The 14,072-nt window shown below is 58.8% G+C and carries 12 protein-coding genes and 1 riboswitch; of the genes, 4 read left to right on the top strand and 8 right to left on the bottom strand.

Going from position 1 to position 14,072, the window contains the following annotated elements:
- Nucleotides 1-7: 7 nt before the first annotated feature.
- Both araA and araB read right to left on the bottom strand, forming a co-directional pair.
- Nucleotides 8-1,510, bottom strand: a complete 1,503-nt coding sequence (gene araA / locus ACOTZB_RS09580; RefSeq protein WP_337279783.1) for an L-arabinose isomerase — start codon at nucleotides 1,508-1,510, stop codon at nucleotides 8-10.
- Nucleotides 1,511-1,520: 10 nt separating this feature from the next.
- Nucleotides 1,521-3,230, bottom strand: coding sequence for a ribulokinase (gene araB / locus ACOTZB_RS09575; RefSeq protein ID WP_421626994.1), 1,710 nt, complete (start codon nucleotides 3,228-3,230; stop codon nucleotides 1,521-1,523).
- Between the two features lie 337 nt (nucleotides 3,231-3,567).
- On the opposite strand from araB, the gene araC reads away from it, so the two are divergent.
- Nucleotides 3,568-4,413, top strand: a complete 846-nt coding sequence (gene araC / locus ACOTZB_RS09570) for an arabinose operon transcriptional regulator AraC (RefSeq protein WP_193805055.1) — start codon at nucleotides 3,568-3,570, stop codon at nucleotides 4,411-4,413.
- A 128-nt stretch (nucleotides 4,414-4,541) separates the two neighbouring features.
- Nucleotides 4,542-5,309, top strand: a complete 768-nt coding sequence (locus tag ACOTZB_RS09565; protein ID WP_421626992.1) for a DedA family protein — start codon at nucleotides 4,542-4,544, stop codon at nucleotides 5,307-5,309.
- A gap of 43 nt (nucleotides 5,310-5,352) precedes the next feature.
- Here the strand turns inward: ACOTZB_RS09565 and thiQ are convergent, their stop codons facing one another.
- From thiQ to sgrR, 4 genes are all read right to left on the bottom strand, one after another.
- A complete protein-coding gene (thiQ, locus tag ACOTZB_RS09560; RefSeq protein WP_421626991.1) occupies nucleotides 5,353-6,054 on the bottom strand; it encodes a thiamine ABC transporter ATP-binding protein ThiQ in 702 nt (233 codons plus the stop codon).
- Nucleotides 6,038-7,648 carry a thiamine/thiamine pyrophosphate ABC transporter permease ThiP gene (gene thiP / locus ACOTZB_RS09555; RefSeq protein WP_421626990.1) on the bottom strand — a complete coding sequence of 537 codons (1,611 nt, stop codon included), beginning with the start codon at nucleotides 7,646-7,648 and terminating at the stop codon, nucleotides 6,038-6,040. The genes thiQ and thiP overlap by 17 nt, the downstream gene beginning before the upstream one ends.
- Complete coding sequence (gene thiB, locus ACOTZB_RS09550; protein ID WP_047646627.1) at nucleotides 7,624-8,607, bottom strand: thiamine ABC transporter substrate binding subunit; 984 nt, start codon at nucleotides 8,605-8,607, stop codon at nucleotides 7,624-7,626. Before thiB ends, thiP begins: the two co-directional genes overlap by 25 nt.
- Nucleotides 8,608-8,638: 31 nt before the next feature.
- Nucleotides 8,639-8,739: riboswitch (TPP riboswitch) on the bottom strand.
- 36 nt (nucleotides 8,740-8,775) lie between these two features.
- Complete coding sequence (gene sgrR, locus ACOTZB_RS09545; protein WP_421626989.1) at nucleotides 8,776-10,431, bottom strand: HTH-type transcriptional regulator SgrR; 1,656 nt, start codon at nucleotides 10,429-10,431, stop codon at nucleotides 8,776-8,778.
- 88 nt (nucleotides 10,432-10,519) lie between these two features.
- Here sgrR and sgrT point away from each other — a divergent pair, with 88 nt between their 5' ends.
- Nucleotides 10,520-10,672 carry a glucose uptake inhibitor SgrT gene (gene sgrT, locus ACOTZB_RS09540; RefSeq protein WP_032665133.1) on the top strand — a complete coding sequence of 51 codons (153 nt, stop codon included), beginning with the start codon at nucleotides 10,520-10,522 and terminating at the stop codon, nucleotides 10,670-10,672.
- Between the two features lie 119 nt (nucleotides 10,673-10,791).
- Nucleotides 10,792-11,970 (top strand): sugar efflux transporter, encoded by a 1,179-nt coding sequence (locus ACOTZB_RS09535; RefSeq protein WP_421626988.1) that lies wholly within the window; start codon nucleotides 10,792-10,794, stop codon nucleotides 11,968-11,970.
- A gap of 83 nt (nucleotides 11,971-12,053) precedes the next feature.
- Here ACOTZB_RS09535 and leuD read toward each other — a convergent pair whose 3' ends face one another.
- Both leuD and leuC read right to left on the bottom strand, forming a co-directional pair.
- Nucleotides 12,054-12,659 carry a 3-isopropylmalate dehydratase small subunit gene (gene leuD / locus ACOTZB_RS09530; RefSeq protein ID WP_421626987.1) on the bottom strand — a complete coding sequence of 202 codons (606 nt, stop codon included), beginning with the start codon at nucleotides 12,657-12,659 and terminating at the stop codon, nucleotides 12,054-12,056.
- 10 nt (nucleotides 12,660-12,669) lie between these two features.
- Complete coding sequence (gene leuC, locus ACOTZB_RS09525) at nucleotides 12,670-14,070, bottom strand: 3-isopropylmalate dehydratase large subunit (protein WP_126328854.1); 1,401 nt, start codon at nucleotides 14,068-14,070, stop codon at nucleotides 12,670-12,672.
- Between the last annotated feature and the right edge of the window lie 2 nt (nucleotides 14,071-14,072).

The following is a 14,072-nucleotide window of genomic DNA, read 5'->3' as shown; positions in this document are numbered from 1 at the left end:
TCCGTACTTAGCGTTTTGAACCGTAATAGACTTCGTTCCAGCGCAGCGCGTCTTTGAAGGCGGGCAGGCGGGTATCGTTATCAATCACGGTCAGCTCGATGTCGTGTAGCTCGGCGAACTGACGCATGTCGCTCAGATCCAGCGCGTGGCTGAACACCGTGTGGTGCGCGCCGCCCGCCAGGATCCAGGCTTCTGATGCGGTTGGCAGGTCAGGCTGTGCTTTCCACAGGGCGTTGGCGACCGGCAGTTTCGGCAGAGAATGTGGGGTTTCAACCGCATCGACGCAGTTCACCAGCAGGCGGAAACGATCGCCGAGGTCGATCAGGCTGGCGTTGATGGCCGGGCCGGTGCGGGTGTTGAAGATCAGACGCGCCGGATCGGCTTTACCGCCGATGCCGAGGTACTGCACGTCGAGGATCGGTTTCTCTTCGACGGCGATAGATGGACACACTTCCAGCATGTGGGAGCCGAGCACCAGGTCGTTGCCGTTTTCGAAGTGATAGGTGTAGTCCTCCATAAAGGAGGTGCCGCCCTGCAGACCGGTCGACATCACCTTCATGATGCGAAGCAGAGCGGCAGTTTTCCAGTCGCCTTCGCCCGCAAAGCCGTAGCCCTGCTGCATCAGACGTTGTACTGCCAGACCCGGCAGCTGTTTCAGACCGTGGAGGTCTTCAAAGGTAGTGGTAAAGGCGTGGAAGCCGCCCTGTTCCAGGAAGCGCTTCATGCCCAGCTCGATGCGCGCTGCGTCCAGTACGTTCTGACGCTTGTCGCCGTTGATTTGTGCCGCAGGCGTCAGGCGGTAGCTGCTTTCGTACTCGTCCACCAGCGCGCTCACGTCGCCATCGCTGATTTCATTCACCACCTGCACCAGGTCGCCCACGGCCCAGGTATTCACGGAGAAGCCGAACTTGATCTGCGCGGCGACTTTATCGCCGTCGGTGACCGCAACTTCACGCATGTTGTCGCCGAAACGCACCACTTTCAGATGGCGGGTATCCTGTTTGGATACCGCCTGACGCATCCAGGAGCCGATACGCTGTTGCGCCTTGCCATCCTGCCAGTGGCCGGTGACCACCGCGTGCTGCTGACGCATACGCGCGCCGATGAAGCCGAACTCGCGGCCGCCGTGCGCGGTCTGATTCAGGTTCATAAAGTCCATGTCGATACTGTCCCACGGCAGGGAGGCGTTGAACTGGGTATGGAACTGCAGCAGCGGTTTGTTGAGGATAGACAGGCCGTTGATCCACATTTTGGCCGGAGAGAATGTGTGCAGCCACACCACCAGACCGGCGCATTTATCGTCGTAGTTGGCGTCGCGGCAGATGTGGGTGATTTCGTCCGGCGTGGTGCCCAGCGGTTTCAGCACCAGTTTGCACGGCAGTTTAGCTTCCGCGTTCAGCGCGTTAACGACGTGCTCCGCGTGTTTCGTCACCTGCTGCAGCGCTTCCGGTCCGTACAGATGCTGGCTTCCAATCACAAACCACACTTCATAGTTATTAAAAATGGTCATCATCGTGTCCTTAATGGGTCAGGGTTGCCGTAGTGTCCGCGGTGCTTTTGGCCGGGGCGGCGACAGGGAGATAGTGAAGTTCGGCGCTTTTTGCCCATTGCTGGTAGCGCTGATAAAGCTGTTCAAAGCGTTGTGCCTGCTGGGCGCGCGGCTGAAGCGTGTTTTCGACGGCGCTCGCCATATGCTGCTGCGCAGTCGGAATGTCCGCATGAACGCCCGCGGCCACGGCGGCGAAAATCGCCGCGCCCAGCGCGCAGCACTGATCGGAGGCCACAATCTGCAGCGGACGGTTCAGCACGTCGCAGCAGGCCTGCATGATCACCTGATTTTTACGGGCGATACCGCCCAGCGCCATCACGTTGTTGACGTCGATACCCTGCCCTGTGAAGCACTCCATAATGGCGCGGGCACCGAAGGCCGTTGCGGCAATCAGGCCGCCGAACAGCGCAGGGGCGTCGGTCGCCAGGTTGAGATCCGCGATCACCCCTTTCAGGCGCTGGTTGGCAAACGGCGTGCGGCGGCCGTTAAACCAGTCCAGCACCACCGGGAGGTGATCGAGAGACGGATTTTTTGCCCAGGCTTCGGTGAGCTGCGGCAGAAGCTGCTTTTTGCTGTCGGCTATCTGGGTTTTCAGTTCAGGATGCGCCGCCGCCAGCTGGTCCAGCGGCCAGCCGAGCACGCGACCAAACCAGGCGTAGATATCGCCAAATGCGGACTGACCGGCTTCGAGGCCGATAAAGTCCGGCACCACGCTGCCGTCAACCTGGCCGCAGATGCCTTTTACCGCGCGCTCGCCGACGGTGGCTTTATCCGCCGTCAGGATGTCGCAGGTTGAGGTCCCGATGACTTTAACCAGCGTGTTTGGCTGTGCGCCCGCGCCCACGGCGCCCATATGGCAGTCAAAGGCACCGCCCGAGATCGCTACGTTCTGCGGCAGGCCGAGGCGCGTCGCCCACTCTTCGCAGAGGGTGCCGACGGGAATATCGGCGGTGAAGGTGTCGGTAAACAGCGGGTACGTCAGGCTCTTGTTGACGATCGGATCGAGCTCGTCGAAGAACGCGGCCGGTGGCAGACCGCCCCAGCTTTCGTGCCACAGGGATTTATGCCCGGCGCTGCAGCGGCCGCGGCGGATATCCTGCGGGCGGGTGGTGCCGGAGAGCAGGGCAGGCACCCAGTCGCACAGCTCAACCCATGACGCCGCAGCCTGCGCAACGGCTGCGTCGGCACGGGTGACGTGAAGGATCTTGGCCCAGAACCATTCGCTGGAATAAATCCCGCCGATGTAGCGGGAGTAGTCTGTTTTGCCCGGCTGATGGCACAGGCGCGTAATGGCTTCGGCCTCTTCCACGGCGGTGTGGTCTTTCCACAGTACGAACATGGCGTTCGGGTTGTCGGCAAACTCCGGGCGCAGCGCCAACACGCGGCCTTCGGCATCCACAGGGGCAGGCGTGGAGCCGGTGCTGTCGACGCCAATCCCGACAATCTCAGCCCGCTGGGCGTCAGTCAGTTCGGCAAGGACGGTTTTGATCGCCGCTTCCATCGACTCGATATAGTCACGCGGGTGGTGGCGGAACTGGTTGTTAGGCGCATCGCAGTAGCGCCCCTCTTGCCAGCGCGGGTACCACTCAACGCTGGTTGCTATCTCCTGGCCGGACGTACAGTCCACTGCCAGCGCGCGAACCGAATCGCTGCCAAAATCGAGGCCAATCGCAATTGCCATGGTGTTGCTCCATCGAAAAAACAGGTATGGAAGAACATTAGAGACTGGGGAAAAAAGTCGTCAGGCAGGATCCGCTAATCTTATGGACTAAATTGCTGTTACAACGGAAAGTGTGACGCCGTGCAAATATTCAATGTGGACATTTCTGCCGCACTTATAGACACTTTTGTTACTGGTTATCTGCCTGCTCTGGCGGAGAAATCAGGGGGAAAGGCTGAAACATGGCGGACGTAAAAGCGGCGTGATGCTTTTTGGATCTTTTCGCGGGCCATTTTAAAGCTGCTTTTAGTGATATGGACAATTGGTTTCCTTCAGGACCCTTGGGAGAACTGAATCTATGGCCGAAACGCAAAACGATCCCCTGCTGCCGGGATACTCGTTTAACGCGCACCTTGTGGCGGGACTGACCCCTATCGAGGCTGAGGGATATCTCGACTTTTACGTCGACCGACCGCTCGGCATGAAAGGGTATATCCTCAATCTGACCGTGCGAGGGGAAGGGATCATCAAGAACGGTGACCAGCAGTTTGTCTGCCGCCCCGGCGATATCCTGCTGTTCCCGCCGGGGGAGATCCACCACTATGGCCGTCATCCGGATGCCAGAGAGTGGTATCACCAGTGGGTCTATTTCCGTCCGCGCGCCTACTGGCAGGAGTGGCTTTCCTGGCCAGCTATTTTTGCGCACACCGGTTTTTATCGCCCGGATGAGGTTCATCTGGCGCAGTTTCGCGAGCTTTTTGCGCAGATTATCGAGGCGGGACAGGCCGGTGGGCGCTACGCCGAACTGCTGGCGATTAACCTGCTTGAACAGCTGCTGCTGCGACGGATGGAGGCGATTAACGAATCGCTTAACCCCCCGCTGGATAACCGCGTGCGCGACGCCTGCCAGTACATCAGCGACCACCTGGCCGATAGCCAGTTTGATATCGCCAGCGTTGCTCAGCACGTCTGCCTGTCGCCGTCGCGGCTGTCGCATCTGTTCCGCCAGCAGCTTGGCGTCAGCGTATTGAGCTGGCGCGAGGATCAGCGCATCAGCCAGGCAAAGCTGCTGCTCAGCACCACCCGGATGCCGATTGCCACCGTCGGGCGCAACGTGGGCTTTGAGGATCAGCTCTATTTCTCCCGGGTATTTAAAAAATGTACCGGGGCCAGCCCGAGCGAATTCCGTGCGGGATGTGAATAAACGGTAAAAAAAGATAAACAAACAGGTGAATGCAGAAAGCAACCTGTAAACTATTCAGACAATTGTTGCCTTGACGCGGTGCGGGGCGCTAAGCAGAATCGCTGATTCGTTTTCTGACCGGAATAGTTATGCAGGCATTGCTGGAACACTTTATTACCCAGTCCGTTATGTACTCGCTCATCGCCGTGGCGCTGGTGGCGTTTCTGGAATCGCTGGCGCTGGTTGGGCTGATCCTACCCGGCACCGTGATGATGGCCGGGCTTGGGGCGCTTATTGGCAGCGGCGAGGTTAATTTCTGGCAGGCGTGGCTGGCCGGGATTATCGGCTGCCTGCTCGGCGACTGGATCTCCTTCTGGCTGGGCTGGCGCTTTAAGAAGCCGCTGCACCGCTGGTCGTTCATGAAAAAGAACAAAGCCTTGCTGGATAAAACCGAGCATGCGCTGCATCAGCACAGCATGTTCACCATCCTCGTCGGCCGCTTTGTAGGGCCAACGCGTCCGCTGGTGCCGATGGTGGCGGGGATGCTGGATCTGCCCGTCGCGAAATTCGTGGTGCCGAACATTATCGGCTGCGTTTTCTGGCCTCCGTTCTACTTCCTGCCGGGGATCCTCGCGGGCGCAGCCATCGATATTCCTGACGGTATGCAAAGCGGTGAGTTTAAGTGGCTGCTGCTGGGAACGGCCGTGCTGCTGTGGCTGGCAGCATGGCTCTGCTGGCGGCTGTGGCGCAGCGCGAAAGCCAATGTCGATCGCCTGACGCGCTACCTTCCGCGTACTCGTCTGCTCTGGCTGGCGCCGCTGACGCTGGGCGTGGCAGTGGTAGCCCTTGTCGCGCTGATTCGTCATCCGCTGATGCCGGTGTACGGTGAGATTTTATTGAAAGTGGTGAGCCGTTAACGTGTTTGCCCTCTCCCGGTGGGAGAGGGCCAGGGTGAGGGCATCAGACCGCACGAATACCCAACAGTGAAGACGCCCCCGCCTTACCACTCAGCAGTTCTTCTGTTTTTCCATCCCACAAAATACGCCCTTCGGCAATCACCACCGATCGCGGTGCGATGCGGGCAGCATCCTCAATACTGTGTGAAACCATCAGCATCGTCAGCCGCTGGCGCTGGCAGACGTCCTGCACCAGGGCGAGCATCTCCTGGCGCAGCGCGGGATCGAGCGCCGAGAACGGCTCATCCAGCAGCAGGATCGGCTGCTCGCGAACCAGGCATCGCGCCAGCGCCACGCGCTGACGCTGGCCGCCGGAAAGCTCGCCCGGCAGTCTGTCGATGAACTCGCTGATCCCCATCTGGGCGGCAATGATCTCCAGCTTCTGGCGCTGGGCATCGTTCAGCCTGAGTCCCGGATGCATTCCCAGCGCGATGTTTTGCCGCACCGTCAGATGGGTAAACAGGTTGTTTTCCTGAAACAGCATCGAGACAGGACGTTTTGCGGGAGGTGCGTGGGTATAATCTTGATTTTCAATGACTATCGAGCCGCTTGCCGGCTGCAGAAAACCCGCAATCAGATTAAGCAGCGTGCTTTTTCCCGCGCCGCTTGGGCCAAGTACGGCGATCATCTCCCCCTGGCGCACGGAGAGCGTGAAGCGCATCGGCAGATGCTGATAAAGCCAGATTACATCAGTCAGTTTTAACATCACGCCCCGGAAGTTTCTCGATAACGGTAAATAAGGCAAAGCACAGCAGCAGCAGTAACAGCGCGGTGACCGCGCCGTCCTGACTGCGATAAGAGCCGATCTGCTGATAGAGCCAGTATGGCAGCGTGCGGAAATCGTCATTGCCGAACAGCGCCACGACGCCAAAGTCTCCAATAGAGAGCACGCAGGCAAACGCCAGCGCCTGCGCCAGCGGGCGTTTCAGCGCGCGCAGTTCGACCACCTTCAGCCGCTGCCAGCCCTGCATGCCCAGCGACTGGCACAGCAAACCGTAGCGGCTGTTGACGTCGCGCATCGGGTTTTCCAGCACTTTGAGCGCGTAAGGGATGGCCATCAGGGCGTTGGTAAAAATCACAATGCCGTCGGCGCTTTCCGGCAGGCCGACGGTGCTGTTGAACAGCAAAAAGAAGCCCGTCGCCAGCACGATGCCCGGCATTGCCAGAATCAGCATGCCCGTCAGCTCCAGCGCCTGTCCGGCCTTTTGGGCCTGCCGGGCATAGAGTTCACGGCTGCTCCACAGCAGCATCATGGTTAGCATGACGCACAGTAACCCTGCTGCCAGGGCGATACGCAGCGAGGTCCATGTCGCCTGCCAGAGGACGGGCTGCTGCAGGACGGACATGAGATTAAGGTTCAGTCCGTCAACGATAACGGCCATCAGCGGCGGCAGCAGAAGCAGGAGCGCCAGCGCGATCAGGATAAAATCGGTAACGCGGCTGTGCAGGCTGTCCTGCGGATCGCGCCAGCCGGTAATTTGATTACTGCCAGCGGGAATGGCTTTACTCAGCCGCTGGCTCAACAGCACCAGCGCCAGACAGCACGCCATCTGCACCATTGCCAGCAACGCGGCGCGACCGGGATCGTAGTCGTAACTTAAGGCCTGGTAAATCGCCAGCTCAATAGTGGTGGCCTGCGGCCCGCCGCCGAGCGACAGCACGGTGGCAAAGCTGGCAAAGCAGAGCATGAAGATTAACGCCGCGACGGGCGGGATCTGGCGGCGCAGCCACGGCCATTCGACAAAGCGGAAGAATGACCAGCCGCGCATGCCTAGCTGAGCCGCAATCTGACGCTGTTCGCCGGGAATGTTTTCCAGCGCCTGCAAGAAGAGGCGCGTTGCCATTGGCATATTGAAAAACACGTGCGCGAGCAGAATGCCCTGCAGGCCGTAAGGAGAGAATGACCATTCCAGACCAAACTCGCCGAACAGCGAAGCCAGCCAGCCCTGACGACCGTAAACGCTGAGGATGCCAAATACCGCCACCAGCACGGGCAGGATCAGCGTCATGGCGCACAGGCGCAGCAGTGCCAGCCTGCCGGGAAAACGCCGCCGGTACAGGGCGCGCGCCAGGAAAATGGCCGGGAACACCGACAGCAGGGCAGAGAGAGACGCCTGCCAGAAGGAGAACCGAATGACGTGCCAGAGGTAGCTGTCGTGCCAGAGGGCGAGCAGGTCGCTCTCTGGCGCGTTGAACCACAGTGCAAGAAAAGCCCCCAGGCTGACCGCCACCATCACTGTGGCGGCGAGTAGCCCGGGACGTAACCAGCCCGGAATCAACGGCTGACGGCGCGTTGCCATTCACTTACCCATGCTGCACGCTGCGCGGCGACCTGCTGCGGCGTAAACTCCAGCGAGGTGTTTGGTTTGGTCAACTGCTCGAAACCTGCGGGCAGGGTAACGTTCGTGACCGGATACATCCAGTTGCCAGCCGGGATGGCATTCTGGAACCCCGGTGAAACCATAAACTTCAGGAACTTCTCGGCCAGCTCCGGCTGTTTGCTGGCGGCGGTACGCGCGGCGACTTCCACCTGCAGATAGTGCCCTTCAGCAAAATTAGCGGCAGCGTAGTTATCTTTCTTCTCGGCGATAATGTGATAGGCCGGAGAGGTGGTGTAGCTCAGCACAAGGTCGCTTTCGCCTTTGAGGAACAGGCCATAGGCTTCGCTCCAGCCCTTGGTGACGGTGACGGTTTTAGCGGCCAGTTTCTGCCACGCCTCCGGCGCTTTATCCCCATAAACCTTTTGCATCCACAGCAGCAGGCCCAGGCCTGGCGTGCTGGTGCGCGGATCTTCATAAATCACGCGCCATTTCTGGTCACTCTCAACCAGCTCTTTCAGGCTCTTCGGCGGGTTTTTCAGCTTATTTTTGTCGTAAACAAAAGCAAAGTAGCCATAGTCGAACGGCACAAAGGTGTCGTTCTTCCAGCCGCCCGGCACGTTAACGGCATCTGCCGCGACGCCGCTTTTGGCAAACAGTTTGGTTTGCGAGGCGGCTTCCAGCAGGTTGTTATCCAGCCCGAGCACCACGTCGGCTTTACTGTTTTTTCCTTCCATGCGCAGACGGTTGAGCAGCGACACGCCATCTTCCAGCGCCACGAACTTCAGCTCGCAGTTGCAGTCCGCTTCAAAGGCTTTTTTAACCACCGGGCCAGGGCCCCAGTCGGCAGAGAAGGAGTCATAGGTGTAGACCGTCAGGACGGGCTTCGCAAAAGCAGGCAGCGCAAACAGCGCCAGCAGGGGAAGAACTTTTTTTAACACTTTGCACCTCAAAGTTGAGTGGCAAAGGATTTTGAGCAACAGCCTCAAATCCCTTCGCCGGCGTTATCCGGATCAGGTTCGACGGGTATTATCTCAGCGCACATCTGTGATGCAGCACCCCGTTGAGAACGGCGCTATTGTAATGATTTGGTGAATATTACGAAAGCGTTATGGCTCCGGCGGCGCAAACCAGGCGGATTTAAAATCAAACCAGCCCAGGGTGTTCATCCGCAGGCCGCGCATGCTGCGCTGGCCCTGGATCATCAGCCAGTGGTGGATCAGCGGGACGATCGACTGCTCGGCCAGAAGCTGCTGGCACCACGCTGCAAGATTCATTTCGCCCGCGCGCCACAGGGCGGCATCCTGCTGCCAGTCACGGTCGATGCAGTGCTGGATCAGCGGGACTTCATACAAATGTGAGAAAAGGGAAAAATCGAGCGGCAGGGTAAAGTTGGCGCTGTTGAGCCAGATATCACTGGCGATCTCCCCCTGATGCCATTCGTCATAGTCCACTTCCCTGACCTCTAACCTGACCCCCTCGGCTGCCAGCAGCCGGGTCATAATTCTGGCGATAAAGCGGTGCTCCACGTGCTCGCGGTAGTAGGTCAGGGTGATGGACTCCAGCCCGGCGGGTTTGTCGCAGTGCACCGGGCGGGCGTGGTGCCAGCGCGGAAGCAGGCCGTACGCCGGGAACCAGTATGTCTGGTACTGCTCTTCAGCATGGTAAATCAGATTAGAAGGGGACAAAACGTGGCTAACCCACTTGCGGACGGCCTGGTTTGCCCCACGGTGGGTGCGGCGGTCAAAGAGAAGATAGTAGCATCCCTCCTCCAGGCGACTCTCCACGGCTTTTTCTCCCGTGGTGGGGCCTTCCAGCGTCAGCCCGCAGCTCAGGTCTTCATTGAGATCCGGTAATACCCAGACGTTCACCTCGTCGATCAGCGCCCGATAGCCAAAGTAGTCATCAAACGCGCGGATTTTCAGCTGGTTGCTGTTATTGCGGGACACGGAGTAAGGCCCGGTGCCAATCGGCAGGCTGGCAAAATTGTTCATCGATTCCCACTCGCCGGGCAAAATCATCGACGGCACGTAGCCCAGCAGCCAGGGAAGCCACTTGTCCTGCTGCGACAGCTCAATATCCAGCGTCCAGGCCGTGGGGGAGTGGATGCGCGAAATATGCGAGTAGAGCGGCAGCCTGCGGGCGCGTTCCAGAGAGGCGATGACGTCGTGCATTTCCAGCTCGCGGCCGTGGTGAAAGTGGATGCCGGGGCGTAAGAAGAAGCGCCAGTGGCGAGGGGAAAGCTGCTGCCAGTGGTGCGCGATATCCGCCTCCAGTTCCCCGTTTTCCTCATTTATGCGCGTCAGGCCGCTGAATATTTGTCGGGCCATGTGGGTTTCAGAGCGGCGTAAGGCCGTGCCGGGCAATAGATTTTTCATCGGACGGTAGTAGAGCACCCGCAGAATGTGGCGGCCCTGACGAAAGCTGCGCCCGAGATGGGAAACCAGCATCTGGCGCACGGCGGCCTTGTCGCCCACCAGCTGGACCAGCTGATCGATGCGATCCTGTTCGAGCAGATCTTCCGCGCGCTGCTGCTGCAGCGCCAGCCCGGTATAGAGGAAGGTCAGCCGCGAACGTTTGCCGCGTCCCGCCTCCGCTTCCCAGCTTAACCAGCCCTGCTGCTGCATGGTGTTGAGCAGCGTGCGCATATGGCGGCGGGAGCAGCTAAGCAGGTCAGCCAGCTCGTTGAGCGTGGTCTCCTGCGATTGCCCCTCGCAGCACTGCCAGAGGCGGATAAACTGTTGTTGCAGACGACCGGAAGGCATAAAAGGGGAACTCCTGACAAAAAACCAGCAATTTATTTATCCCTATATTAGGCCAATAATTCTCCCCGATGAAGCGAGGAGGTAAATTATGAAGAGGTCTACCGCACGTCAGTTTTATCAGCAGTACTTTTCAGCGACAAAAGGATCGTCCTGGCTGGCCCGCCGGTGTGCAGAGCAACGGCTGAAAACGTTAGAAGAACTGATGCAGTGGGACGTTACAGCCCCGACCTCTTCCCGCTAACTCGCCTCGATCATGTGTGACTGAGTATTGGTGCTTATCACCCGCCAGCAAAATGTTTTTGCTGGCTTTTTTCGTTTACTATTCACCCAATTTCGATTCGCTTTCACAAGGACTTGCGCATGCTGTGGTTGATGACGATGGGACGACGCCTGAATGGCGTGTATGCCGCTTTTATGCTGGTGGCCTTTATGATGGGCGTGGCGGGGGCGCTGCAGGCGCCGACGCTGAGCCTGTTTCTCAGCCGCGAGGTGGGGGCGCAGCCGTTTTGGGTCGGCCTGTTTTATACCGTCAACGCCATTGCCGGGATCCTGGTCAGCCTCGCGCTGGCGAAACGATCGGACAGCCAGGGCGATCGCCGCAGGCTGATCCTCTTTTGCTGCGCCATGGCCGTGGGAAACGCGCTGCTCTTTGCCTTCAACCGTCATTATCTGACGCTCATTACCTGCGGCGTGCTGCTGGCGTCGCTGGCGAATACCGCCATGCCGCAGCTGTTCGCGCTGGCCCGTGAATATGCGGATAACTCGGCGCGTGAAGTGGTGATGTTCAGCTCGGTGATGCGCGCCCAGCTTTCGCTGGCGTGGGTCATTGGTCCGCCGCTGGCCTTCATGCTGGCGTTGAACTACGGCTTTACCACCATGTTTTCCATCGCCGCCGGGATTTTTGTCATCAGCCTGGCGCTGATTGCCTTCGCGCTGCCGTCCGTGGCGCGCGTCGAACAGACGACCGATAAACCTGTCACCGAGGTGAGCGGCTGGCAGGACAAAAACGTCCGCATGCTGTTTATTGCCTCCACGCTGATGTGGACCTGCAACACCATGTACATCATCGATATGCCGCTGTGGATCAGCAGCGATCTGGGCCTGCCGGACAAGCTTGCGGGGATCTTAATGGGAACTGCCGCCGGGCTGGAAATTCCGGCGATGATTCTGGCGGGTTATTACGTTAAGCGCTTTGGAAAGCGCAGGATGATGATCGTCGCCGTGGCGGCCGGGGTGCTGTTCTACGCGGGGCTGATCCTTTTCCATTCGCGGGAAGCGTTGCTGGCGCTGCAGCTGTTTAACGCCGTGTTTATTGGGATTGTTGCCGGGATCGGCATGCTCTGGTTTCAGGATCTCATGCCCGGCCGTGCCGGCTCGGCGACCACGCTTTTTACCAACAGCATTTCAACCGGGGTGATTCTGGCGGGCGTGATTCAGGGGGCGCTGGCGCAAAGCTATGGGCATGCATCCGTGTACTGGACGATCGCAGCGATCTCGGTCATCACGCTGGTATTGACGTGCCGGGTTAAAGACGTTTGATACTGGAAGCCGAAAAGCAATAAGAGGGCTGGAATGCAAAAATGTGCTGGAATCAGTGGCCCGCGCTTAGCGGGCCACTGCCTTTAGCCCATAAACGCAGGCTGTTTGTTCTCATACGCTGAGATAGCGTCTTCGTGCTGGAGAGTTAAACCAATGCTGTCCAGACCGTTCAGCATGCAGTGACGGCGGAAGGCATCAATGCTGAAGCTGTAGGTCTTATCCCCGGCTTTCACCACTTCTGCTTCCAGATCCACTTCAAACGAAATGCCCGGATTCGCGTTAACCAGTGCGAACAGCTCATCGACCTGTTCATCGCTCAGCGTGACGGGCAGCAGCTGGTTGTTGAAGCTGTTACCGTAAAAAATATCCGCGAAGCTTGGGGCAATGACCACTTTAAAACCGTAGTCGGTGAGCGCCCACGGCGCGTGTTCACGGGATGAGCCGCAGCCAAAGTTTTCGCGTGCCAGCAAAATGGAGGCGCCTTTATATTCCGGGAAGTTCAGAACGAATTCCGGATTAGGCACTTCTCCCTTATCGTCCAGGAAACGCCAGTCGTTAAACAGATGTGCGCCGAAACCGGTGCGCGTCACTTTCTGCAGAAACTGTTTTGGAATAATAGCGTCAGTATCGACGTTAGCGGCGTCCAGCGGGACAACACGGCCCGTATGTTGGGTAAATTTCTCTGCCATGATTGTCTCCTTATTTCAGGCTGCGAATATCGGCGAAATGGCCGGTGACTGCCGCAGCGGCGGCCATTGCCGGGCTGACCAGATGGGTGCGCCCACCGCGGCCCTGACGGCCTTCAAAGTTACGGTTGCTGGTAGAGGCGCAGCGCTCACCCGGATTCAGGCGATCGTTGTTCATGGCCAGACACATGGAGCAGCCGGGCAGGCGCCACTCGAAGCCCGCTTCGATAAAGATCTTATCCAGACCTTCGGCTTCCGCCTGGGCTTTCACCGGGCCGGAGCCAGGAACCACCAGCGCCTGAACGCCAGGCGCCACTTTGCGGCCTTTGGCAATCTCGGCTGCGGCACGCAAATCTTCGATACGGGAGTTGGTGCAGGAACCGATAAAGACTTTATCAATGGTCACGTCGGTCAATGGTACGCCAGGCTTCAGACCCATGTAGGCCAGCGCTTTTTCCGCACTGGCGCGCTCGACCGGATCGGCGAAGGAGGCCGGATCGGGAATCGCGTCATTGACGGAAATTACCTGGCCCGGGTTGGTGCCCCAGGTCACCTGCGGCGCAATCTCTTCTGCCTGCAGCGTGACGACGGTGTCAAACGTCGCCCCATCGTCGGTTTTCAGGGTTTTCCAGTACGCTACCGCGTCGTCAAAATCCTGACCTTTCGGCGCGTGCAGACGACCCTTCACGTAGTTGAAGGTGGTTTCGTCCGGCGCGACCAGACCGGCTTTGGCACCCATCTCAATGGCCATGTTGCACAGGGTCATGCGACCCTCCATGCTCAGCGCCTGGATGGCTTCCCCGCAGAACTCGACAACATGACCGGTGCCGCCTGCGCTGCCGGTTTTACCGATAATCGCCAGCACGATATCTTTCGCGGTAATGCCAGGTGCGGCTTTACCCTTCACTTCAATCTTCATCGTTTTGGCGCGGCCCTGCTTCAGGGTCTGTGTAGCCAGAACGTGTTCAACTTCAGACGTGCCAATCCCGAACGCCAGGGCGCCAAACGCGCCGTGGGTTGCGGTATGGGAGTCACCGCAGACGATGGTCATGCCCGGCAGGGTGATCCCTTGCTCAGGCCCCATCACGTGAACGATGCCCTGATACGGATGGTTCAGATCGTACAGCTCAACGCCAAACTCGTTGCAGTTCTTAATCAGCTCCTGCATCTGGATACGCGCCATCTCACCCGAGGCATTAATGTCTTTGGTCTGGGTGGAAACGTTGTGATCCATCGTCGCGAAGGTTTTACCCGGCTGACGTACCGGGCGCTTGTGCGCGCGCAGGCCGTCAAAGGCCTGAGGAGAGGTCACTTCGTGCACAAGATGACGGTCAATGTACAGCAGCGGGGTTTCGTTTGGCGCCTCGTAAACAACGTGCGCATCAAACAACTTTTCATATAACGTCTTAGCCATGA

This window comes from Enterobacter cloacae complex sp. SHL020 (assembly GCF_049236945.1).
Lineage (GTDB): Bacteria > Pseudomonadota > Gammaproteobacteria > Enterobacterales > Enterobacteriaceae > Enterobacter > Enterobacter dykesii.
This window is presented reverse-complemented; position numbering and strand designations above follow the sequence as displayed.